The 22710-nt window shown below is 64.0% G+C and carries 13 protein-coding genes; 11 read left to right on the top strand and 2 right to left on the bottom strand.

Annotated features, from left to right (window positions below):
• Positions 1 to 182: 182 nt before the first annotated feature.
• From M516_RS0105580 to M516_RS0105630, 11 genes are all read left to right on the top strand, one after another.
• Complete coding sequence (locus tag M516_RS0105580) at positions 183 to 1430, top strand: metallophosphoesterase family protein (protein ID WP_029098239.1); 1248 nt, start codon at positions 183 to 185, stop codon at positions 1428 to 1430.
• On the top strand, positions 1427 to 5077 hold the full coding sequence (locus M516_RS0105585) for an AAA family ATPase (protein ID WP_029098240.1): 3651 nt from the start codon (positions 1427 to 1429) through the stop codon (positions 5075 to 5077). The genes M516_RS0105580 and M516_RS0105585 overlap by 4 nt, the downstream gene beginning before the upstream one ends.
• A gap of 97 nt (positions 5078 to 5174) precedes the next feature.
• Positions 5175 to 8684 (top strand): helicase-exonuclease AddAB subunit AddB, encoded by a 3510-nt coding sequence (gene addB / locus M516_RS0105590; protein WP_029098241.1) that lies wholly within the window; start codon positions 5175 to 5177, stop codon positions 8682 to 8684.
• Entirely contained in the window at positions 8656 to 12471 is a 3816-nt protein-coding gene (addA, locus tag M516_RS0105595) for a helicase-exonuclease AddAB subunit AddA (protein WP_029098242.1), read from the top strand. Before addB ends, addA begins: the two co-directional genes overlap by 29 nt.
• A gap of 397 nt (positions 12472 to 12868) precedes the next feature.
• Positions 12869 to 14284: a branched-chain amino acid transporter BcaP gene (locus M516_RS0105600; protein ID WP_029098243.1), complete on the top strand. Its 1416-nt coding sequence runs from the start codon at positions 12869 to 12871 to the stop codon at positions 14282 to 14284.
• A 144-nt stretch (positions 14285 to 14428) separates the two neighbouring features.
• Positions 14429 to 14947, top strand: coding sequence for a ribonuclease FAU-1 family protein (locus M516_RS0105605; RefSeq protein ID WP_029098244.1), 519 nt, complete (start codon positions 14429 to 14431; stop codon positions 14945 to 14947).
• A gap of 203 nt (positions 14948 to 15150) precedes the next feature.
• Complete coding sequence (gene pyrH / locus M516_RS0105610) at positions 15151 to 15891, top strand: UMP kinase (RefSeq protein ID WP_029098245.1); 741 nt, start codon at positions 15151 to 15153, stop codon at positions 15889 to 15891.
• A gap of 223 nt (positions 15892 to 16114) precedes the next feature.
• Positions 16115 to 17305 carry an HlyD family secretion protein gene (locus M516_RS0105615; protein ID WP_029098246.1) on the top strand — a complete coding sequence of 397 codons (1191 nt, stop codon included), beginning with the start codon at positions 16115 to 16117 and terminating at the stop codon, positions 17303 to 17305.
• Entirely contained in the window at positions 17302 to 18066 is a 765-nt protein-coding gene (locus M516_RS0105620) for an ABC transporter ATP-binding protein (RefSeq protein WP_029098247.1), read from the top strand. The genes M516_RS0105615 and M516_RS0105620 overlap by 4 nt, the downstream gene beginning before the upstream one ends.
• Positions 18063 to 19202, top strand: a complete 1140-nt coding sequence (locus tag M516_RS0105625; protein WP_029098248.1) for an ABC transporter permease — start codon at positions 18063 to 18065, stop codon at positions 19200 to 19202. The genes M516_RS0105620 and M516_RS0105625 overlap by 4 nt, the downstream gene beginning before the upstream one ends.
• Positions 19203 to 19245: 43 nt before the next feature.
• A complete protein-coding gene (locus M516_RS0105630; RefSeq protein ID WP_029098249.1) occupies positions 19246 to 19917 on the top strand; it encodes a TetR/AcrR family transcriptional regulator in 672 nt (223 codons plus the stop codon).
• 71 nt (positions 19918 to 19988) lie between these two features.
• Here the strand turns inward: M516_RS0105630 and M516_RS0105635 are convergent, their stop codons facing one another.
• Together M516_RS0105635 and M516_RS0105640 are read right to left on the bottom strand one after the other, a co-directional pair.
• Entirely contained in the window at positions 19989 to 21428 is a 1440-nt protein-coding gene (locus M516_RS0105635) for a sigma-54-dependent transcriptional regulator (RefSeq protein WP_029098250.1), read from the bottom strand.
• A complete protein-coding gene (locus M516_RS0105640) occupies positions 21400 to 22710 on the bottom strand; it encodes a sensor histidine kinase (RefSeq protein WP_029098251.1) in 1311 nt (436 codons plus the stop codon). The genes M516_RS0105635 and M516_RS0105640 overlap by 29 nt, the downstream gene beginning before the upstream one ends.

The following is a 22710-nucleotide window of genomic DNA, read 5'->3' on the forward strand; positions in this document are numbered from 1 at the left end:
GGTGTGCGGCTTTTTGCTTGGGGGGCTTTCGTTCGGGCGCCTGCCGGACGTATCCGCTCCTTGCCGCGCGGACCGGCCGGCGGAAATGTCCGGTAAACGGGCGCTGCAGCTTTTTTCTTGCCGCGCCTGGCTTCGCTTTTGTTACAATAAAAGCAAACACATGATCGGGAAAGGGTGAAAGCATGCGCATTTTACATACGGCCGACTGGCATTTCGGGCGGCAGTTGGAAGGGCGCGATCGGCGCGCGGAGCAGGCCGCGTTTGTGGACGAGCTGTGCCGGATCGCGGACGAGCGGGAGGTCCACCTGGTGCTGGTCGCCGGCGACGTGTACGATTCGGTCAATCCGCCTGCCTGGGCGGAAGAGCTGTTTTACGAAGCGCTGGAGCGGTTGTCGGCGGGAGGGCGGCGCGGCGTGGTCGTGATTGCCGGGAACCACGACCAGCCGGAGCGCGTTCGCGCGGCCGCGCCGCTCGCCTCCAAGCACGGGATCGTCCTGCTCGGCCTGCCCAAGGAAGCGCCGCTCTTGTCCGGTCCCGAGGCATCGCCGGAGCGCGTGCGCATCGTGGACGGGGGGCCGTCGTGGCTGGAGCTGGCCGTGCCGGACGTCGACCATCACGCGGTCGTGCTGGCCCTGCCGTATCCGTCGGAATCCCGCCTGAAAGAGCTGTTGAGCGAGACGTTCACGCCGGAGCAGATGCAGCTCGCCTTTTCCGAGCGGATCCAGACGCTGTTTGCCGATTTGGCCGGCCGGTTTCGCGGGGATACCGTCAACCTGGTGATGAGCCATCTCTTTGTCATGGGCGGCAAGGAAACCGAGTCGGAGCGGCCGATTCAGATCGGCGGGGCGCTGACGGTTTCACCGGATGCCTTCCCGCCGCAGGCGCACTACGTGGCGCTTGGCCACCTGCACCGCCTGCAGAAGCTGGGGGAGCGCCCCCTGATCCGCTACAGCGGTTCGCCGCTCGCGTACAGCTTTTCCGAAGCGGGCCAAAGCAAGGCTGTCGTGCTGGTGGAGATCGTTCCCGGCGGGGAGGTGCAGGAAGAGATCGTCTACCTGCAAAGCGGCAAGCCGCTGGCCCGCTGGAAGGCGACGGAGGGCATCGCCCAGGTGGAGCGCTGGCTGGAAGAAGGACGGGACGCGGGCGCGTGGATCGATCTGGAGCTGCACGTGTCCGACGTGATCGATCCCGCCGAATTTCAGCGGCTGCGCAAACTGAGCGACGATTTTGTCAGCATTCGGCGCGTGGTGGTGCAGGGCGAGCGGGAGCAAGAGCGGGAAGAAGCGCGGACCGAGCTGGCGGAACTGCAGCCTGACCAGTTGTTTCGCCGCTTTTTCGAGCGCAGGCGGGGCGCGCAGCCCGACGAGCGGCTGGTCGATCTGTTCCTCCGCCTGCTGGCGGAAGAATCCGGAGAGGAGGAGACGGGATGAAGCCGATACGCTTGAAGCTGGCCGGGCTGCACAGCTATCGGGAGATGCAGGAAGTGGATTTTGAGACGCTCTGCGAGGCCGGGCTGTTCGGGATTTTCGGCCCGACCGGGAGCGGCAAATCGACGATTCTCGATGCCATCACGCTGGCCCTGTTCGGACAGGTCGTCCGGCAGGGCGGGGGAAGCCATCCCAAGGATGTGCTGAACCAACTGGAGCAGCGGGTGTTCGTCTCGTTTACCTTTGAGCTGGGCAAAGCGGGCGAACGGCGCCGGTACACGATCGAGCGGGAATTTGGCCTGGACAAGAAGGGCAACCGGCGTCCCCCGGAGGTGAGGCTCATCCAATGCGGCCGAGCGCCGGGCGAACCGGACGTGGTGCTGGAGTCCAAAGCGAACGCGGCCACGGCGGCCGTAGAGGAGCTGATCGGCCTGACGCTGCAGGACTTTACCCGCGCCGTGGTGCTGCCGCAGGGGCAGTTCTCCCGCTTTTTGACGTTGAAGGGCAGCGAGCGAAACGAGATGCTGCAGCGGATGTTTCATTTACATATCTACGGCGAAAAGCTGAATGAACGTGTGCGCGCCGCGCTGGAGAAGACGCGGGCAAGGCTGCACGAGCTGCAGTTGGAGGCGGCGGCCTTGGGCGATGCCGGCCCCGAAGCGCTGCAGGCGGCAAGGGAAGCGCTGGAGGAAGCGGCCCGCCAGGAGCAGGTCTACGCGGAACAAAAGCAGGAGCTGGCCGGGAAAATCAAGGAGATGGAACAGCTCTACCAGTGGCAGCAGGAGCTTGAGCGCGTGCGGGAACGGCTGGACAAGCAGATGGCCCGGCAGGCGGAAGCGGACGAGTGGAAGGCCCGGATCGCCGAATGGGAGGCCAGCGTGCGCCTCTGGCCGCTGGTGCAGCAGTGGGAGCGGCTGGAGGCGGAGTGGACGGAAGCGGCGCGGAAGCTGGAGCAGAGCCGGCGCGAACAGGAAGCGGCCCGGCAGGCGCACGAAGCCGCCGAGAGCGAGTACCAGCGCTGCCAGAGCGCGCTCATGCGGGAAGAACCGCTCTTGATCGAACAGAAGAGCAGGCTGATCCAGGCCGCGGAGTGGGAGACAGAGCTGGCGGCGCTAAGAGACGAGTGGACCGTCCTGGAGCGGGAGCGGCAGGCGGTGAGCGAGCAGTTGGCCGAGACGGAACGGCAGTTGGCTGCGGACGAAGCGGCGCTCGAGAACGGGGAACGCGAGTGGCAGCGGCTGGCCGAACAGTTGGCCGCGGCCGCCGTGACGCCGGAGTGGCGCGACCTCTTGACGGCGGCGCGGGAGGCCAAACAGCACTGGGAACGGGAAGTGAACGCGCGTCGCGAGCTGGAGGCCGAGCTGGCGTCCGTGGAACGGGAGCAGCAGGCGGCATCCGCCGAGGCGGAGAAGCTGCGCGCCAGTTGGGAAGCGAGCGCGGCCCGGCTGGCAGAGGCGCGCAAACGGCTGGAAGAACAGCTCGCACAGCCGCTGATGTCGGACGCGGAATGGGAGCACGCCCGGGATACGCTGGCGCAGATCAAGCAGGTGGGACGCCAATGGCGGGACCTGCTTCAGCAGATGGCCGTCTGGCAGGAAAAGTGGCAGGCCGCCGTGCGGGAAGGCGAACAGGCTGAAGCCCGCTGCCGCGATCTCGAGGCGGCGTGGCAGGCGGAGGACGCGCGTCTCGCCCGACTGCAGGCGGAGCGCGACCGGCTTCGCGCGGAATGGGAGCGGTGGCAGGAAGCAAACATGGCCCGCCTCCTCCGCGAGCGTCTGACGGACGGCGAACCCTGCCCGGTCTGCGGCTCGACGCACCATCCCCAGGCGGTGCCCGGCGGCGCCGGCAAAGCGGACGGCGAACGGGACGGCCGCGAACTGCGGGAACGGGTAAAAGCGGCGGAGGAAGCGCTCCGGGAAGCGGAACGGCAGCTCAGGACCGCCTTTGAAGCGCTGCAGGCGGCCAAGGCGGAGCGGAGCGCCCGGGAACAGCGCCAGGTCGTGCTGCGGGAAGAGCGGGAAGCGCTGGAACAGCGGATCGCCGCCGTCCGCCAGGAGTGCGCGAGCCACGGCGACAAGTGGAAAGCGGGCAGCATCGAGGAACTGCTGGACGCCTATCAGCGGGAAGAGGCCTCGCTGCGGGAGCAGGCCGCTCGCCGGGAACGGCTCGCGGCCGAGCGGGAACGGCTGCAGCAGCAGGCGGATGCGCTGCGTGAACAGGAGGCGGAAGAGCGCCGCCGCTACGAACGGATCGCCGTGCTGATGGAGCAGCTTCACCGAAAGCAGGCGGAGATGCGGGAGCGTCTGGAAGCGGCCGCCCTCCGGGTCGCCCAGGCGGAAGCGGCGCTCGATGCGAAGCGGGGCGACCTGCCGGTGGAGGAGATCGAGCGGCGGTTTGAGGAGATCGGCCGAAAAGACCGGGAAGCGGCCCGGCTGCAGCAGGTTCGCTCCGAACAGGAAGCGCAGATGCAGCGCCTGCGCAGCCGCCGAGAAGCTGCCAAAGCGGCCCGCGCGGAACTGCTGGCCCGGGAAGCGTCCCTGCGTGAACGGCATGACGACCGGAAACGGCTGTGGGAGCAAAAACAGGCGCAGTGGCTGGAGCGAACCGGCGGCACGCCGGCCCGCGAGCGCCTCACTCTCGTGGAGCGGTCCCTGTCGGCGCTGCGCGAGGCGCTCACGTCGGCGGAAGAGCGGCGCAGGCAGACGGCCGAGGCGAGGGAACGGGTGCAGAACGACCTGGTCAAGCACTCGGAGACGTACGCCGTGCTGACCCGGCAGCGGGCAGAGGCCGCGGAAGCGCTGCAGCGCGCGCTCATGGAGAGCGGTCTCGGCACGCCCGAACGCGTCAGGGAACTGTACGGGGAAAAGGAACTGCTGCCCCAGTACCAGGAGCGGCTGGCCGCCTTTGAAAGCGAATGGGCCCGCCTCCGCTACGACGAAGAGCGGCTGGTGCAGGCGCTGGACGGCCGGACGGTCGGCAGCGAGGAGTGGCTGGCGGCGAAGCGGGCCTGGGACGAGTGGGAACAGGCGTATCACGCGGCCAAGGAACAGGTGGCCGTCGCCCGGCAGGCGTACGCCTCCGTCGAGGAGAACCACGGCAAGTGGCAGGAACTGCAAAAGCTGCTGGAGGCGGAGACGGACGAACTGAGCAGGCTGGAGGAATTGAAAAAGCTGTTGGAAGGAAAGGCGTTCGTCCAGTTCATTGCGGAAGAAAAGCTGGCCTCGATCGCACGCGACGCCTCCCATCACCTGAAGCGGATGACCAAGAACCGCTACGCGCTGGAGATCGGCGACGAAGGCGAATTCGTCCTGCGGGACGAAGGGGCCGGGGGTCTGCGACGTCCCGTCAGCACGCTGTCCGGCGGGGAGACGTTCCTGACGTCGCTCGCGCTGGCGCTGGCGCTTTCCATGGAGATACAGATGCGCGGCGGCCGCCTGGAGTTCTTTTTCCTGGACGAAGGGTTCGGGACGCTGGACCCCGAGCTGCTGGAAGTGGTGATGGACGCGCTGGAACGGCTGCGCATGGACGACTTTACGATCGGCGTGATCAGCCACGTTCCGGAGATTCGCGTGCGCATGCCGCGCCGTTTGATCGTGACGCCGGCGGAACCGCTGGGAGAAGGCAGCAAAATCAGCATGGAAGTGGAGTAAGGGCGGCGGACGTGTACCGGTGCGGCCGTGGGAGCGGAGCGAGGCCGGTACGTCCGCCATGGCACGTTGCGAGGAAGAGCGAAGAGGAGGGAAACGGATGGCGGTCCAATTTGTCCTGGGCCGGGCGGGAACCGGAAAGACGCGGACGATTCTGGAGCGAATCGGCCGGCGCCTGCAGGAGGATCCGCTGGGCTCGCCGATGATTTTGCTGGTGCCGGAGCAGGCCAGTTTCCAGGCGGAGCAGACGCTGGCCACCCTGTCCGGGCTGGGCGGCGTGATCGGCACGCAGGTTCTCAGCTTTGGCCGGCTGGCCCACCGCCTGCAGCAGGAGCTGGGCGATCTGACGCTGATGCAGGTGGACGACCTGGGCAAGCACATGGTGCTGCGCCTGCTGCTGGAGCGGTACAAGGATCAGCTTCAGGTGTTTGGCCGCTCCGCCCTGCAGCCCGGATTTGCGGCGCAGTTGGGACGGCTGATCAGCGAGTGCAAATCGTACGGGGTAACCTTTGAACATACGGAAAACCTGGAGTGGGGGAGCGCCACGCTCAATCAGAAGATACGCGACCTGCGCCTGATCATGGGCGCGTACGAGGCCTACCTGGCAGACGGGTACTGCGACGCCGACGACATTCTCAACCGCGTGGCGGCGAAGGTGGGCGAATCGGCCTACATCCGCCAGGCGGAGGTGTTCATCGACGGCTTCAGCGGGTTTACCAATCAGGAGCTGCGGCTGATCGAACAGTTGATGATCCATGCCAAGCGGGTGACAATCGCTCTCTGTCTCGATCCGGCCGAGCGGGACGCGTCCCTGGATGAACTGGGCCTGTTTCATCCCACGCTGCGGACGTACCGGGCGCTGGAGACGATGGCGCGAGAAGCGGGTGTCGCCGTGGAGAAGCCCGTCCTGCTGACGGAACCTGTCCGCTTTGCACACAGTCCGTGGCTCAAGCAGCTCGAAGCCCGCTACTTTGAGTGGGGCGATCCGGGAGCGCCGCCCGCCCCTGCCCGCGCGGACGAAGTGGCGCTGCTCTCGGCCGCCAACCGGCGTGCCGAGGTGGAAGCGGTGGCGCTGCAAATCCTCGCGCTGGCCCGCGACGAAGGATACCGCTGGCGGGACATGGCCATCCTGCTCCGGGAGATCGGGACGTACGCGGATGAGGTGGCGACCGTCTTTACCGATTACGGCATCCCGTTCTTCCTGGACCAGAAGCGGACCGTCATGCACCACCCGCTGGTGGAACTGGTCCGCTCCGCCTTGGAGGTGATCGCCGGGAGGTGGCGGTACGAGGCAGTATTTCGCTGCTTCAAGACCGACCTGATCAGTCCGGAGCCGGAAGCGGCGGAGGGGGCGGAAGCGGAAGAAGCGGTGCGGCGCCAGGTTGACGTTTTGGAAAACTACGTGCTGGCGCACGGCGTTTACGGCTCCCACTGGGCGCAGGAGGCCCCCTGGCGCTTCGGCGGACCGGCGGGGGCGGATGAAGACGCCGAGGCGGACGGCCTGCGGCGCCGCTACGCCGCTCCGCTGCTGCGGTTTGAGGCGGAGCTGAAGCGGGCGGAAAAAGAGAACGTGCGGGAGATGACGGCGGCGTTGTACCGCTTTCTCGCTGCGCTGGACGTCCCGCAGAAGCTGGAGCGCTGGCAGCGGATGGCGGAAGCGGCGGGCGACCTGGAGGATGCCCAGGTGCACGGCCAGGTCTGGAACGGCTTGATGAACCTCTTGGACCAGGTGGTGGAGGTGATGGGCGACGAGCAGATGGAAATCGCCACGTATGCCCGCGTCCTCGACAGCGGCCTGGAGAGCATCGAGCTGGGGCTGGTGCCGCCGGCGCTGGATCAGGTGCTGGTCGGGTCGATGGAGCGCTCCCGCCAGCCGGACGTCAAGGCGCTGTTTCTGCTCGGCGTCAACGAGGGCGTCATCCCGCTCAAGCCGAAGGAAGAAGGCATCCTGGACGAAGCGGAGCGGGAGCGGCTGGCCGAGATGGGGGTGGAACTGGCGCCCAGCGCGAGACAGCGGCTGATGGCCGAGCCGTTCCTGCTGTATCAGGCGATGACGCGCCCCTCCCGGCGCCTGGCGCTGAGCTGCGCCCTGGCTGACGAGGAGGGCAAGGCGCTTCTGCCGTCGTCCGTCTTTTCGCGCGTGAAAGAGGTGCTTCCCGACGCGCCTCACCGCTTTTTCCACAACGAGCCGACCGGAGAGGCGGAGGCGGACGCCTTTCTGCTCGGCAGCCCGCGCCGATTGTTTCGCCATCTGCTGACGCTTTTGCGGGGAATGAAAAAGAGCGGCACCCTGCCGGTCTTTTGGTGGGAAGTGTACGACTGGTTTGTCCGCTGCTCTCCCGATGCGGCACGGGAAGGCTGGCTGCTTTCCGGCCTGCGCTACACCAACCGGGCGGCGCCGCTCGACAGAAAGACCAGCCGGGCGCTGTACGGCGAGCGGCTGAGAATGAGCGTCTCCCGCCTGGAACGCTTCCAGGCCTGTCCGTTTTCCCACTTTTCCTCGCACGGGCTGCGCCTGGGCGAGCGGCGGCTGTACAAGCTGGAGCGGTTTGACGTGGGCGAGCTGTTCCACGCCTCGCTGAAGCGGGCCGTGGAAAAGATGAACGAAGAACACCTGGAGTGGGGACGGCTGACCGAGGCCGACAGCATGCAGCTCGCCAGCGCGGTGGTGGACGAGCTGGTGCCGGCCACGCGGAGCAGCATCCTGACCCGGACGGCCCGGTACCGCTACCTGTCCGGCAAACTGAAGCGGGCCGTGGGCCGGGCGATCTACGTGCTGGGGGAACACGCCAAGCGCAGCCGGTTTGCTCCGGTGGGGCTGGAGGTGGCGTTCGGCCCGGGCGGTGACCTGCCGGGGCTGGCGCTGAAACTGGCGAACGGGGCGGAAATGCTGCTCGTCGGACGCATCGACCGCGTGGACCAGTCGCTGGACGAAGAAGTGCCGTATCTCCGCGTCATCGACTACAAATCCGGCCCCAAGCAGCTCCAGCTCTCCGACGTGTGGAACGGGCTCAATCTGCAGCTCTTGGTCTACCTGGACGTGGTGGTGACCAACGCGGAGGCCTGGCTGGGGAAAAAGGCGGAACCGGCGGGGGTCTTTTACTACCAGGTGGCCGATCCGTTCGTCACCGCCAAGCGGCTGCTGACACCGGACGAGGCCGCCAGGGAGCGGGCGAAAAAGCTGCGCATGAAGGGGCTGATGCTGGCCGACCCGGAACTGGCGCGGATGATGGACGCCTACGTGGAGCAGGGGCCGTCCGAACTGCTGCCGTTTGAGCTGAAAAAGGACGGCAGCCTGTCGGCCCGTTCGTCCGTCGCCACCCCGGAGCAGTTTCAGGCGCTTCAGCAGTACGTGCGGGAGACGGTGGAAGCGATCGGGCAGCGCATGACCGACGGCGAAATCCAGATCGCCCCGTATGTCCAGGGGACCGTGACCGCATGCCAGTTCTGCGCGTACAAACCAGTCTGCCAGTTTGACGCGGAATCGGACGGGGAGATGCGCCAACTGCCCAAATGGAACAACAAACAGGTGTGGAGCATGCTGGCCGGCCAACAGCAAACGGAAGAAGGAGGAAACGACGATGTCACAGCAGCAAGAGGCCAAGCCTGAGCAGTGGACGGAGGAGCAGTGGCGGGCGATTACGCGGCGCGGCCGCAATCTGCTGGTGGCGGCGGCGGCCGGTTCCGGGAAGACGTCTGTCCTGGTGGAGCGGATCATCCGGCGGATCATGGATGAAAGCGACCCGGTCGGGGTGGACCAACTGCTGGTGGTTACCTTTACCAACGCGGCCGCCGCAGAGATGCGGCACCGCATCGGCGACGCCCTGCGCAAGGCGCTGAAGGCGCAGCCCCACTCCGCCCACCTGCGGCGTCAACTGGCGCTGCTGCAGCGGGCGACGATCACCACGCTTCACTCCTTCTGTCTTTCGCTCCTGCGCCAGTATTACTACCTGGTGGAGCTGGACCCGGATTTCCGCATCGCTGACCAGATGGAAGCCGAACTGCTGCGCCAGGACGTGCTGGACGAGCAGATGGAGGCGTGGTACGAGCGGGACGCGGAGTTTCAGGCGCTGGCCGATCTGATCCTGGACGGCCAGGACGACACGCCGCTCGCGACGCTCCTGGTCAGGCTGTACGAGTTTTCCCGCAGCCATCCCGAGCCCGAGCGCTGGCTCGACGAGGCGGCCGGGATGTTTGAAGCGGCCGATCCCGGCGGATTGGACAGCTTGGCCTGGACCAAAAGCGTCCTGCAGTCACTGGCGTTGGAACTGCGGGCGTTGGAGGGCAAAATCCGGAGGGCGGCCGTCCTCGCCGCCGCACCGGACGGCCCCCAGGCCTACGTGCCGCTGCTGGAGGCGGAGGCGGACGCGCTCGCCCGGGCCGGCGCCGCCTGCCGTCAGGGATGGGAAGCGGCGGAGTCGGCGGTGCGCGCCGTATCGTTCGGGAGGCTGCCGTCGGTCAAGGAGGCGGCTCCCGAGGTCAAAGAGCAGGTGCAGGATCTGCGCAACGAGGTGAAAAAGGCGCTGGGCGAGCTGACGGAACAGTATTTTGCCATGCCGGCCGAGCGGTATCTGGAGGATGTGCGCCGGCTCGCTCCGCACATGCGGACGCTCGCCCGGCTCGTCTGCGAGTTTGAAGCGGCGTTTCAGAGGGAAAAGCGGGCCCGTTCGCTGGTCGATTTCAGCGACCTGGAACATCTCGCGCTGCAGGTGCTGACGGAGCGGACGGAGGACGGCCGGACGGTTCCTTCCGCGGTCTCCCGCCAACTGCGCGACCAGTTTGCCGAGGTGCTGGTGGACGAGTACCAGGACATCAATCTGGTGCAGGAGACGATCCTGCGGATGGTCTCCCGCGACGCCGAGACACACGGGGCGGCCAACCGGTTTATGGTGGGCGACGTGAAGCAGAGCATTTACCGCTTCCGGCTTGCCGAGCCGAAGCTGTTTCTCGACAAGTACCTGACGTATGTGACGGAAGCGGACGAAGCCGGATCGGTCGGCGAAAGTCCCGGCGAACGGATCGACCTGGCCGCCAACTTCCGCAGCCGGCGGGAGGTGGTGGACGCGGTCAACTTCCTGTTCCGGCAGATCATGTCGCCGGGGGTGGGAGAGATCGACTACGACCGTTCCGCCGAACTCATCTGCCGCGCCGCCTACCCGGAATCGGAACCGGAGCGGCTGCGGCCGGAGGTTCATCTGATCGACCGGGCCGCCCCCGAAGAGCCGGGGGATCAGGCCGAAGCAGAGGAGACGGGCCTGCCCCCTGCGGGAGAGGCGGCTGAAGAGGCCAGCACGGCCCAGTTGGAAGCGAGGCTGATCGCCAGGCGGATTCGCCGCTGGATGGAGCCGGGCGAGGGGGAGGCACCGCTGTTGGTCTACGACAAAAAAGAGGGCGGGCTGCGCCCCCTGGCGTACCGGGACATCGTGATCCTGCTGCGGGCTGTCTCCGGCTGGGGCGAGGCGATGATGGAAGAGCTGCGGGCCGCCGGCATTCCCGTCTACGCGGAGCAGAGCGAGGGGTACTTTGACGCGACCGAAGTGGAAGTGATGCTCTCGCTTCTGCGCGTGATCGACAACCCGCTGCAGGATATTCCGCTGGCCGCCGTGCTGCGCTCTCCGCTCGTCGGGCTGCGCGAGGAGGAGCTGGCCCACATCCGCATCCGCTATCCGGCGGGGCCGTTTTATCAGGCGGTGCACCGCTACGTCGAAGAACAGCCGGCGACGTGCGGGTGGGAAGAAAAACTGCACCGCTTTTTTCGCCGCCTGAAGCGGTGGCGGACGCAGGCGCGGCGGGAACCGCTGGCCGAACTGATCGCCGCGCTCTACAGGGAGACCGGCTACCTGGACTACGTCGCCGCCCTGGAAAACGGCCAGCAGCGGCAGGCCAACCTGCGCGCGCTGTACGACCGCGCCCGGCAGTACGAAGCGGGCTCGTACCGGGGACTGTTCCGCTTTCTGCGCTTTGTCGACAGGCTGCGGGAGGCGGGCAGCGACATGGGCGAGGCCCGAACCATCGGCGAGAGCGAGGACGTCGTGCGAATCATGACGATCCACAAGAGCAAGGGACTGGAGTTTCCCGTCGTCTTTGTCGCCGGGATGGGCAAGATGTTTAACACCATGGATGTGAAAAGCCCGTTTCTCCTGCACAAGGACCTCGGCTTTGGCCCGATGGCGGTGGAGCCGGAACTGCAGGTCCGCTATCCCAGCCTGGCGGCGCTGGGCATCCGGCAGCAGATGCGGCGGGAAATGCTGGCCGAAGAGATGCGGGTGCTGTACGTCGCCCTGACCCGGGCGCGGGAAAAGCTGGTGCTGGTGGGCACCGCCAAGGATTTGGGGAAAAGCGTAACCGCCTGGGGACGACAGGGAGACGGCGAACGGCTGCACGACGAAGACCTGATTCAGGCCAAGGGCTACCTCGACTGGGTGGGCCGCGCGCTGCTCAGGCACCCGCAGGCTTCGCCGCTCAGGGACTACCCGCGCGAGCGCGGCGGCGAACCGGTGTCGGTCCGCACGGTGCCGGACGATTCCTGCTGGTCGTTTCATTTTTACCTGGCGGATCGGCTGCAGGCGGAATCGGACGGTCAGGCGGAGGGCCAGTTCGTCTGGGAGCGGCTGACCCGGCGCGAACCGATCGCCGAGCGCCCGGCCGACGAAACGCTGCGCACGCTCATCGAACGCCGGCTGGGATGGAGCGATCCCCATTCGGCCGCGTCCCGGGTGGCCGCCAAGTGGACGGTCAGCGAACTGAAGCGGCGGGCCAAGACGGGCGGCGGCTTCCCCTATCTGCTGCCAGCGATTGCGGAGAAACCGCGCTTTCTCGCCGAGGACGCACGCCATCGCCTGACCAGCGCCGAACTGGGGACGGTAACCCACCTGGTCCTGCAGCAGCTCGACCTGGGCCGGCCGCTGGACGAGCAGGACATCCGGCAGCAGATCGCGTCGCTGGTGCTGCGCCGCTTTCTGACCGAGGAGCAGGCGGAGGCGGTAAACGCCCGCGACCTTGCCCGCTTTTTCGCTTCCCCGTTGGGAGCGCGCATGAAACAGGCGGCCAAGGTCCATCGCGAACTGCCCTTTACGATGGCGCTGCCCGCCCATGAGGTGGACCCGGAGATCGGCGAGGCGGGCGACGAGCACGTCATCGTCCAAGGGGTGATCGACTGCCTGCTGGAGGAAGCGGACGGCCGGTTGGTCCTGATCGATTTCAAGACGGACCGGATCGCCGCAGAGCCGTCCCCTGCGGTTATCGACGAGATGAAACGGCGGTATGAAGAGCAAATCCGCCTCTACGTCCGCGCCGTGGAGCAGATTCTCAAGACGCGCAAGGTGGCGGAGAGCTACCTGTATCTGCTGGCGGGCGGGGTTGCGGTGCCTGTCGAAACCGACGGCCGACATCAATAGAATCGTAAGAAAAGAGAACAATCCGGTTTCCAGAGGGAAGCCGGATTGTTTTGTTTGCCTAGAAACTATTTCCTGTATATACGTGCAGCATCGTCTGCAATCTATGAATAGGCGTCCGGAACGTTGCCGATTCAAGAGGGGGCAGCGCTGCGGGCAGACGAGAACATCGGTTGCGCAATAAACTGGATAATAAGGAAAAAATCGGTCTGTCAGCGGCCGTTTTTTGTTTTTGGTTAAAATATCTTTTAACGATAACAAAAATATAATCCTAATTACAATATTGTTCTGATAAATATGACAATGTATAATGAGAGGCGTTCCCGGTACGGCTCACCGGTTCTTTGGCGGCAGGCACACCATACGTGAATGAGAACACAAACATCGGGGGTTATACGAAATGGACATCTTGCGTCAATTCTTTCGCAAAAAATCGATCTCCCAGATGCTGGAGCAGACGGAAAGCAAGCACGGCTCGCTGCGCAAGGCACTGGGGGCATTTGATCTCACCATGCTGGGCATCGGGGCCATTATCGGCACCGGCGTCTTTGTACTGACGGGTGTGGCCGCCGCAAAATACGCCGGTCCCGCGTTGGTGCTCTCCTTTGTCCTGGCTGGACTGGCCTGCGTGTTTGCCGCGCTTTGTTATGCTGAGTTTGCCTCCACCGTGCCCGTTTCGGGAAGCGCATACACGTACAGCTATGCCGCTTTTGGCGAACTGGTCGCCTGGATTCTCGGATGGGATCTGATATTGGAGTACGGCGTAGCGTCCGCCGCCGTCGCGAGCGGCTGGTCCGGATACGCGCAGGGATTGCTGGCCGGTTTCGGCATTCATTTGCCCACCGCACTGACAAGCGCGTACGATCCGGCAAAGGGCACGATCATCGACCTGCCCGCCGTACTGATCACCGCCGTCATCACCGCCCTGCTCATGATGGGCACACGCGAGTCGGCGAAATTCAACAACGTGATGGTGTTTATCAAAGTGGTGGTCATCCTGCTGTTTTTGGCCGTGGGGATCGGTTACGTGAAGCCGGACAATTGGACGCCGTTCATGCCGTACGGCTTCGCGGGAGTGGCCACGGGAGCGGCGACGGTCTTTTTTGCCTTCATCGGCTTCGATGCCGTCTCCACCGCAGCAGAGGAGGTGCGGAATCCCCAGCGCAACATGCCGATCGGCATCATCGCCTCCCTGCTGATCTGCACGGTTCTGTACATTGCGGTCTCGCTGGTGCTGACCGGCATCGTGCCGTTCGAGCTGTTGAACGTGAAGAACCCGGTTTCCTTTGCTTTGGAGTTCGTGCATCAGGATTGGGTGGCCGGCTTCATCTCCCTGGGCGCGATTACGGGAATTACCACCGTGCTGCTGGTGATGATGTACGGGCAAACCCGGCTGTTTTTTGCCATGAGCCGCGACGGTTTGCTGCCTGCCATCTTTTCCCGCGTCAATGAAAAGCGGCAGGTTCCACGTCAAAGCACGTTTATCGTGGGCGGCCTCGTCGCCCTGTTCAGCGGTCTGTTGCCGCTGCACAAGCTGGCCGAACTGACCAACATCGGTACGCTGTTTGCCTTTATCGTCGTCTCTGCCGGCGTGCTGGTGCTGCGCAGGACCAATCCCGGCCTGCGGCGCGCGTTCCGCGTGCCGTTGGTGCCGCTGGTGCCGATCCTGGCGATCCTGTTTTGCAGCTACCTGATCTACAGTCTGCCTGGCGGGACCAAGATCGGTTTCCTGATCTGGCTGGTTGCCGGATCCGTGGTCTACCTGGCGTACGGCAGACGTCACAGCAAGCTGGCCCGAGACGCAAGCGAGTGTTAATACGGGAACAAACGTTGACGAGCAGGCATGCCGGAGCGGGCGGCCTGCTCGTTTTCTTGCGCGATCGGGGGTGCCGCTTCGGTTACAAAAACGGGAAATCGTGCTACAGTAAGTGGGAGGAGACGTGGAACAGGAGGATGTCCCATGAAGCGAAAACGGGCGGACCGCCCCGGCTGGCGGCGTGTGAAGAAGATGGGGTATACGGAGAAACGGGTGGAGTCGGAGGCCTTTACGGGCTACGCGGTACGGCTGACGCTGGATGAAGTGACGGAACCGGCGTTCATGACCGTTGACGGACGCGAGCTGCGGGTCGGCGACAACGGCTACTGCTACCTGCAGTACTTTCCCGACGGCGAAGCCTACGCCGTCACCAGAATGCTGGACGAACGGGGACACACGGTGCAGTGGTACATCGACATCTGCAGGGAACACGGCAGGGACGAGCGGGGGTTTTTGTACTACGACGATCTCTATCTCGACATTGTTGTGCTGCCGGATGGAGCGGTCTTCCTGCTGGACCAGGACGAACTGGACGAGGCGCTGGCCGAAGGAGCGATCAGCGCGGAGGACCACCGCTTCGCCTGCGAGACGGCGGACGACCTGCTGGCGAAAATCGCCGCCGGCCAGCGTAATGTGTTTGACTATCCCGATGTTTTTGCATAAAATATGGAAGGGTTTTGGAGCAACCTGTAAGAAGAGGGGGATACAGGTAATGGGAACACATGCGTCTCGTTGCGTGTCCGCCTCTTTTTTGCCAAAAGGACGAAAGCCGCTGCCGCTTTCGTCCTTTTTTGACGGTTTTGACGGTTGCTCTGGCAAAGAAGATCTGTCCGCGCCAACGGGGACGGGAAAAGGAGGAGAAAACCATGCGGTACAAGCGGGTGCTGGTCAAACTGAGCGGCGGTGCCATCTCAGGAGAAAGCGGATTCGGATTCAGCCACGGGCAGTTGGAGTACATGGCGGACGAACTGCTCGCGTTGACGAAGCTGGGCGTGGAAGTGGCGGTCGTCATCGGGGGCGGCAATATTTTTCGCGGCAGCATGGCGGACGTCTGGGGCATCGACCGGGCCGAGGCGGACAGCATCGGCACGCTGGCGACGGTGATCAACAGCCTGATGCTGCGGGGTGTGCTCAAAGCCAAGACAGACCGGGAGATCCGGGTCATGACCGCCGTGCCGATCAACACGGTGGCCGAACCGTACATTCGCCTGCGCGCCGTTCACCATTTGGAAAAAGGGTATCTGGTGATCTTCGCCGCAGGCAACGGACAGCCCTACGTCACAACCGACTACCCGGCGGTACAGCGGGCGCTGGAAGTGGGCGCCGATGCCCTGCTGGTGGCAAAACACGGCGTGGACGGCGTGTATACGGGCGATCCGCGCCATGACCCCTCCGCCCGCCGCTTCGCCTCGATTTCCTTCGATGAGGTCGTCAGACGGAATCTGCGGGTCATGGACCAATCGGCGATGATTTTGGCCCGCGATCACCGGCTGCCCCTGCACGTCTTCAACTTCGACACCCCCGGCGCGATGACGCGGATCTGTCAGGGCGAACAGGTAGGGACGTACGTGGGGCGGGAGGTCGAGTGCCGGCTGGAGGACGGCTGAACAGGCGGTGCGCGGCTCTCCTCCGAACGGGGGGATTTTTTTTCGAGCGTCTTTACATGGGGCCGGGAGCAGGCATATAATGTGAACGAAGAAAGTGAAAGTGAGTAATCACTCACTCATTCGCATCATCAGAGTGGATTACGCATCCACCAGGCACCGGATAGTATTTTTGGCAGCAATAATGAGTGAGTACTCACATCAACCATTTAGTCGAGGTGGTCTTATGTATCGTCGTTTCCTGTTGATCTGTCTGGCCGGATCGCTCGCGGCGCTGCCGGGGTGCACCTGGTTTCAGCCGCGCGAATGGCCGCTCTCCGGCACGATTGAAGCGGTGGAACTGCCCGTCGTCGCCGAAGTGGGGGGATTGGTGACGGCCGTCAAGGTGGACGACGGCGCCGTCGTGAAAAAGGGGCAGGTGCTGGCGGAGATCGACAAGCGCAGCTATCAGGCAGGCGTACGCGAAGCGGAGGCGGTGCTGGCCCAGGCCCAGGCGCGGCTGGAAGAAGCCCAGGCGGGCAGCCGCGACTCGACCATCCGCAGAGGCATCGCCGCCGTAGACCAGGCGGACGCCGCCATCCGGCTGGCGGAGGCGCGCCGAAAGCAGGCAGAAGCCGGACTGGACCGGGCCAAAGAACAGATGGACCAAGTCGCCTCGCAGCTGGAAGGGGCGAAGCGGACGCTCGCCTACCAGGAGAACCGCTTGCGGGAAGCGGCCCAGTTGTACGAGCGGGGAGCCATTGCGAAACAGGAGTACGAAGCGAAGCAGGAGGCGGTCAATCAGGCCCGGACACAGGTAAACCAGTTGGCCGCTCAACTGGAGGCGGCCCGGTCCCAGTACGCCGCCGCCCGGGAAGACGTCGCCGCCGCCCTCGCCCAGACCGGCACGGCGCAGGCGCAGCGGGCGGGTGCGCAGGCCGAGCTTGACCAATTGAAAGAGGGGAGCACCGATTACGCGATTCGCGCCCTGCTGGCGGCCAAGGAGCAGGCCCAGGCGCGGCTGGAGCTGGCCCGGCTGCAGTTGGAGAAGGCGGTGATCACCGCGCCGGAGGACGGCGTCGTGCTGCGTTCCTCCGTGACCCAAGGGGAAGTGGCAAAACCGGGAGCGACGCTGTTTACGATGAGGAAGGCCGACCATCTGGAGCTCAAGGTGTACATCCCGGAAGCGGAGCTGGGCCGCGTGCGTCCGGGCGAAACGGTGGGCATACAGGTGGACGCCTATCCGGGCGAGACGTTTCGCGGCGTGATCAGCGCAGTTGCCGACAAGGCGGAGTTTACCCCGAAAAACGTGCAGACCCCGGATGAGCGGACCAAGCTGGTGTTTGCCGTGACGATCCGCATCAGCGAAGGGCTCGACAAGCTGAAACCGGGCATGCCCGCCGATGTGCTGCTGCCCGGCAAGGAGGGGGCGCAATGAACTACGCCATCCAATGCGAGCAGTTGACCAAGCGCTTTCAGGACCGCGTCGCCGTCAACAGCCTGACGCTGTCCGTTCCCACCGGCTCCATCTACGGCTTTCTCGGCCCCAACGGCTCGGGCAAATCGACCACGATCCGGATGCTCTGCGGCCTGTTGAGCCCCACGTCCGGACGGGGAACGGTGCTCGGCTACGACGTGATGACGCAGAGCGAGGAGATCAAGCAGCGCATCGGCTACATGTCGCAAAAGTTCAGCCTGTACGAAGATCTCACGGTGGAGGAAAACCTCGACTTCTACGCCGGGGTGTACCGTCTGGGCAGAGAGGAGCGCAAGCGGCGCAAAGCGGAGCTGATTGAAATGGCCGGACTGACCGGGAGGGAAAGGCAGTTGGCCGGCTCCCTCTCCGGAGGCTGGAAACAGCGGCTGGCCCTGTCCTGCGCCCTGCTGCACCAGCCGGAGCTGCTGATTCTGGACGAACCGACCGCGGGTGTCGATCCGGTCTCCCGCCGCATCTTCTGGGAGGTGATCCACGACCTGGCGAAGCAGGGGATGACCGTGCTGGTCACCACCCACTACATGGACGAAGCGCAGACCTGCGACTGGATCGGCTTCATTTTCTTCGGCAACCTGCTGGCCCAGGGAACCCCGCAGGAGCTGATCGAACGGATGGGAGCAAACAACCTGGAGGACGTCTTCGTCACCCTGGTCAAGGAGGAGGAAGCCCGGCAGGCCGCGGGCGAAGGGGAGGGACGGCGATGAACCGGTTTTCCTGGGCACGGTATTGGTCGGTGGTGAAAAAGGAAGTGATCCAGATCAAGCGGGATCGGCCCAGCCTCGCCATCGCGCTGGCGATGCCGCTGATGATGCTGTTTTTGTTCGGCTATGCCGTCAACACGGACGTCAACGACATCAAGACGGTCGTGTGGGATCAAAGCCCCTCGCCCTACAGCCGGGAACTGGCGGCCAACTTTGAAAACACGCGGGTGTTTCAGGTGGTCGCCCACGTCGGCGGGTATGCGCAGATCGAAGCGATGCTGGACGACGGCAGCGCGGACGTGGCCTTGGTCATCCCGCCCGACTACGCCCGCAAGCGCGACCGCGGCGAACCGGCAGCAGTGCAGATGCTGATCGACGGCTCCGATCCCAACATCGCCCGGACCGCCTTGTCCAACGCGCAGTTGATCGTGCAGAACCGGGCCATCACCCTGGTGCAGGAGCGGATGGAAAAAGAGGGGATGGGCCGCTTTGAACCGAGCGTGGAGCTGGACACGCGCGTGCTGTTCAATCCCAACATGGAGAGCATCGTGTTCAACATTCCCGGCCTGATCGGCCTGATCATGCAGAACGTGACGATGATCCTGACCGCGTTTTCGCTGGTGCGGGAAAAAGAGCGGGGAACGATGGAGCAGTTGATCGTCACCCCGATCCGGCCGCTGGAGCTTTTGCTCGGCAAAATCACGCCCTACGTCTGCATCGGCTTCTTCTCCTTCTGTCTCGTCCTGCTTTTGGGAAGCTGGTGGTTCGGCGTTCCGGTGAAAGGCAGCGTGCCTCTCCTGATCGCCCTGTCGGTGCTGTTTTTGGTCACCACGCTGACGCTCGGCATTTTCATCTCCACGGTGGCCCGTACCCAACTGCAGGCGATGCAGATCGCGTTTGCCTTCATACTGCCCAGCGTGCTGCTGTCCGGGTTCATGTTCCCGCGCGAAACGATGCCGCTCGTGATACAATGGTTAGGCGGGATTGTCCCCTTGACGTATTTTTTGGAAATCCTGAGGGGCATCTTTTTAAAAGGGGTGGACCTGTCCGCCCTGTGGCGGGACGCGCTGGGAATGGCAGCGTTTTTCCTGCTGATCCTGACGGTCGCCATGCTGCGGTTCCGCAAGAAGATCGAGTGACACGGCGCATGTGAAGCTCGGATGAAGGAGCGTTTGCGAGGATATGAGCCGATCATCGTTTGAAGAAAGCCTGATGCAGTTTGTTGAGGAATTGAAAGACGAGAGCGAAATGACGGAGAAGCAGCGCCGCATCCTGCAGGCGTCGCTCAAGCTGTTTGCCGCCAAAGGGTTTCACGCCAGCTCGACGGCCGAAATCGCCAGGGAGGCGGGAGTGGCGGAGGGAACGATCTTCCGCCACTACAAGTCCAAAAAAGACCTCCTGCTGGCCGTGGTGGCCCCGGTGCTGGTCAAGTTTGCCGCCCCGTTCATTTTGAAGGACGTGCGGGTCATTTTTCAGGAGCAGGCGAAAAAGCCGCTGGCCGAGGTGCTCACCGAGCTGTACCGGAACCGGCTGGAATTGATTGGGGCCAATGAAAAGCACGTCCGGATTCTCCTGCAGGAGGCGTTTTTCCACGAGGAAATCCGCGAAGCGATGCTCTCCACGGTATATCAGGAGGTGAAGCGGCTGGCGGCGAAACTGATCGAGGAGCGCAAGGAAGCAGGCGAACTGCGCCCGCTGCCGACGGAGGCGGTGTTTCGCATGGTGCTCTCTTCGCTGGTCGGGCTGATCCTGTTCAAGCACGTGACGGAACCGGAGGAATACGCCAAGCGCTCCGACGAGGAACAGATCGCCCTCACCGTGGACATGCTCCTATACGGCATCGCCAACCGCTAGACGGACCGGCACGCGGGAGGACGATGTCCTCGGGGGAGGCCTCTCTTTGCGGGAGGCGGCGAAGCGCAGCGCTAGTCCTTTTCGTTCAGGATGTAGCGAAGCGTTCGTTTGGAGATGCCCAGCTTCCTGCTCAACAGCTCCCGGTCTCCGTTGGTTTCGGCCAGCCCTTTTGCAATCACCTGGCGGCCTACTTCCGTCTCCAGCCTCCTGATTCTGCCCAGCAATTGGGCAAAGTCAATGTCGTCCACCGAACCGATTCGCCCGACGACATTCTGTACAAAACGGACCGCTTCCTGTTCGATGGCATGTTGAACGGCAGGCGGTCCGGCCGTTTTTTCCCGGGGGCCGCCCGCGCCGTACACGATCGGCTGCGGCAGGTGTTCCGGCTTCAGGACGGCGCAGTCGTGGATGGCGACCGCCTGGTTGACCACGTTGATGAGCTGGCGGACGTTGCCCGGCCATTCATAGTGCTGCAGGAGCGTCATCGCCTCCGGATCGACCCGGCAGGCGCCGCCAAACTTCTTTTCCAGGAAGGCGTGCACAATCGCCGGAATGTCGTTCGGCCTCTCGCGCAGGGGGGGAATGGTCAGCTTCACTCCTTCCAGGCGGTACAGCAGGTCGGCGCGAAACCGGGACGATGCCGCCTCCCGTTCCAGGTTCCGGTTGGTGGCGGCGATAAACCGGACGTTGCACTTCAGCGTCTGCTCGCCGCCCACCCGCATGTACTCGCCTGTCTCGATGACCCGCAGCAGCTTCACCTGGATGAGCGGGGGCGCTTCCCCGATCTCGTCGAGAAACAGCGTTCCGTTATTGGCCAGTTCGAAGATGCCTTTGCGCTCTTTGACCGCACCGGTGAACGCTCCTTTTTCATGGCCAAACAGTTCACTTTCCAGCAGGGACTCCGGGATTGCGCCGCAGTTGATCCCGACGAACGGATGCTGCGAACGGGCGCTGACTCCGTGCAGAAAGCGGGCCATCAGCTCCTTGCCGGTGCCCGTTTCGCCCTCGATCAGCACGTTGATCGCCTTTTTCGCCAGCTTGTCCGCGACGGACAGGACTTTGGCCATCGGGCTGCCGGCCGCATAGATGATGCCGAAGCGGGCAGCCGTCTCGGCCAGTTCGTCGGAAAGGCCGCCGGGCTCGTCCCAGACGGAGAAGATCACCTGTTCCAGGCTGTCCAGATCGTCAAACGGCTTTTCCAAATAGTCCCGCGCTCCCAATTGGATGGCGGTCACCGCCGACTTGATCGTGCTGTAGCCGGTCATGATGATGACCTCGCAGGCGGGCTGTCGCGCCTTGATGGCGGAGAGCAGCTCCAATCCGTTGGTGTCCGGCAGCTTCAAATCGATCAGCGCCAGGTGAAACGGGAAGGAATCACCGGCCAGCAGATGCCGGACCGCTTTTCCCGAGTGGGCGACAGTCACGTCGCACTGCTTGGCTTTGAGAAAATAGGAGAAAAAGGACGTAACCTCCACTTCGTCGTCAACGACAAGCACCTGTTTGGGATTCATCGGCACTCTCCTCGCTTGTGTAAATGGGCAGCAAGAGCGTAAACGTGCTGTACTCCCCCCGCACGCTCTCCGCGGTCAGCGTTCCGCCGTGCGACTCGGCGATCCCCAGACTGACGGACAGGCCCAGTCCGGTTCCCTTTGTTTGTTCCTTGGTCGTAAAGAAGGGATGGAAGATCTGCGGCAGATGCTCCGCTTCAATGCCGGCGCCGTTGTCGCGGACGGACATGCCGACGTAGACGCCGTCGTCCGTTTCCTGGCGAAAGGTTTCGATGACGATCTCGGGGGTGGATACGCCGTGCAGCGCGTCGCGGGCGTTCAACAGCAAATTGATGATGATCTGCTCGATCTGGTGCCGGCTTCCCCGGACCGCCAGCGGCTCCTCCGCCAGCCGCTTCGTGATGGAGATGCCCGACACGGTGAGCTGGTAGCCGATCAGGCCGAGCACGACGTCGACCAGGTCGTTGATGAAAAGACGCTCAAACTGGTACTCCTCCTGCCGGGAAAAGGTCAGCAGGTTTTGAATGATCTTCTTGCAGCGGACGCTGCACTGGAACACGTCCTGCAGCATCTGCCGCTGCGGCTCGGTGTGCGTCTCCCTCAGCAAAAGCTGGACGTTCCCCAAAATGGCGGTAAGCGGACTGTTCAGTTCGTGCGCCACCCCGGCGGCCATTTCGCCGATGGCGGCCAGCTTGGCTGATTGGATCAGCCGGGCTTCGATCTGTACTTTCTCGCTCACGTCTTTAAACAGGAGGATGTTTTCCACGGACACCCCGACGTGTTCGGCAATTTGCTGAAAGAGGAGGAGGTGCTCTCCGTCGTCCAGCGGCTGTTCCCGATGGAGCAGAGTGATAAAGCCGAATGTTTTGTTCAGCCGGCTTTGCAGCGCGACGGAGGTGACGTGACAGCCGGGGTGTTCGGTCTGAAACAGGCGGTCCAGCTCGCTCGTGGAGACGGACTCTCCCCGTTTCAACGGTTGGGTCAGGGTGCGAAACCGCCAATCCGCCCCGTTTCGTTCCGCGAGATAGGCGGAGAGGGCCGTTCCCTCGACAAGCGTGAGCGCGAACAGGTCAAACGGGATCAGCCGGGACAACTGCTCCGCGAGATAGGCGCTGACTTCGCTCCAGTCCGCATCGATCTTGATTTTCGTCAAGCGGTTGATGACTTCCAACTGACTGTTCTTTTTCTTCATTTCGTCCACGACGAGGTTCAGTTCGTGGTAGTAGCTTTTTCGCGAGGATTGGATGCCGGTCAATTTCTCCAGGATTTCTTGTTTGTGATGCAT

This window comes from Brevibacillus thermoruber 423, assembly GCF_000454065.1.
Classification (GTDB): domain Bacteria; phylum Bacillota; class Bacilli; order Brevibacillales; family Brevibacillaceae; genus Brevibacillus; species Brevibacillus thermoruber.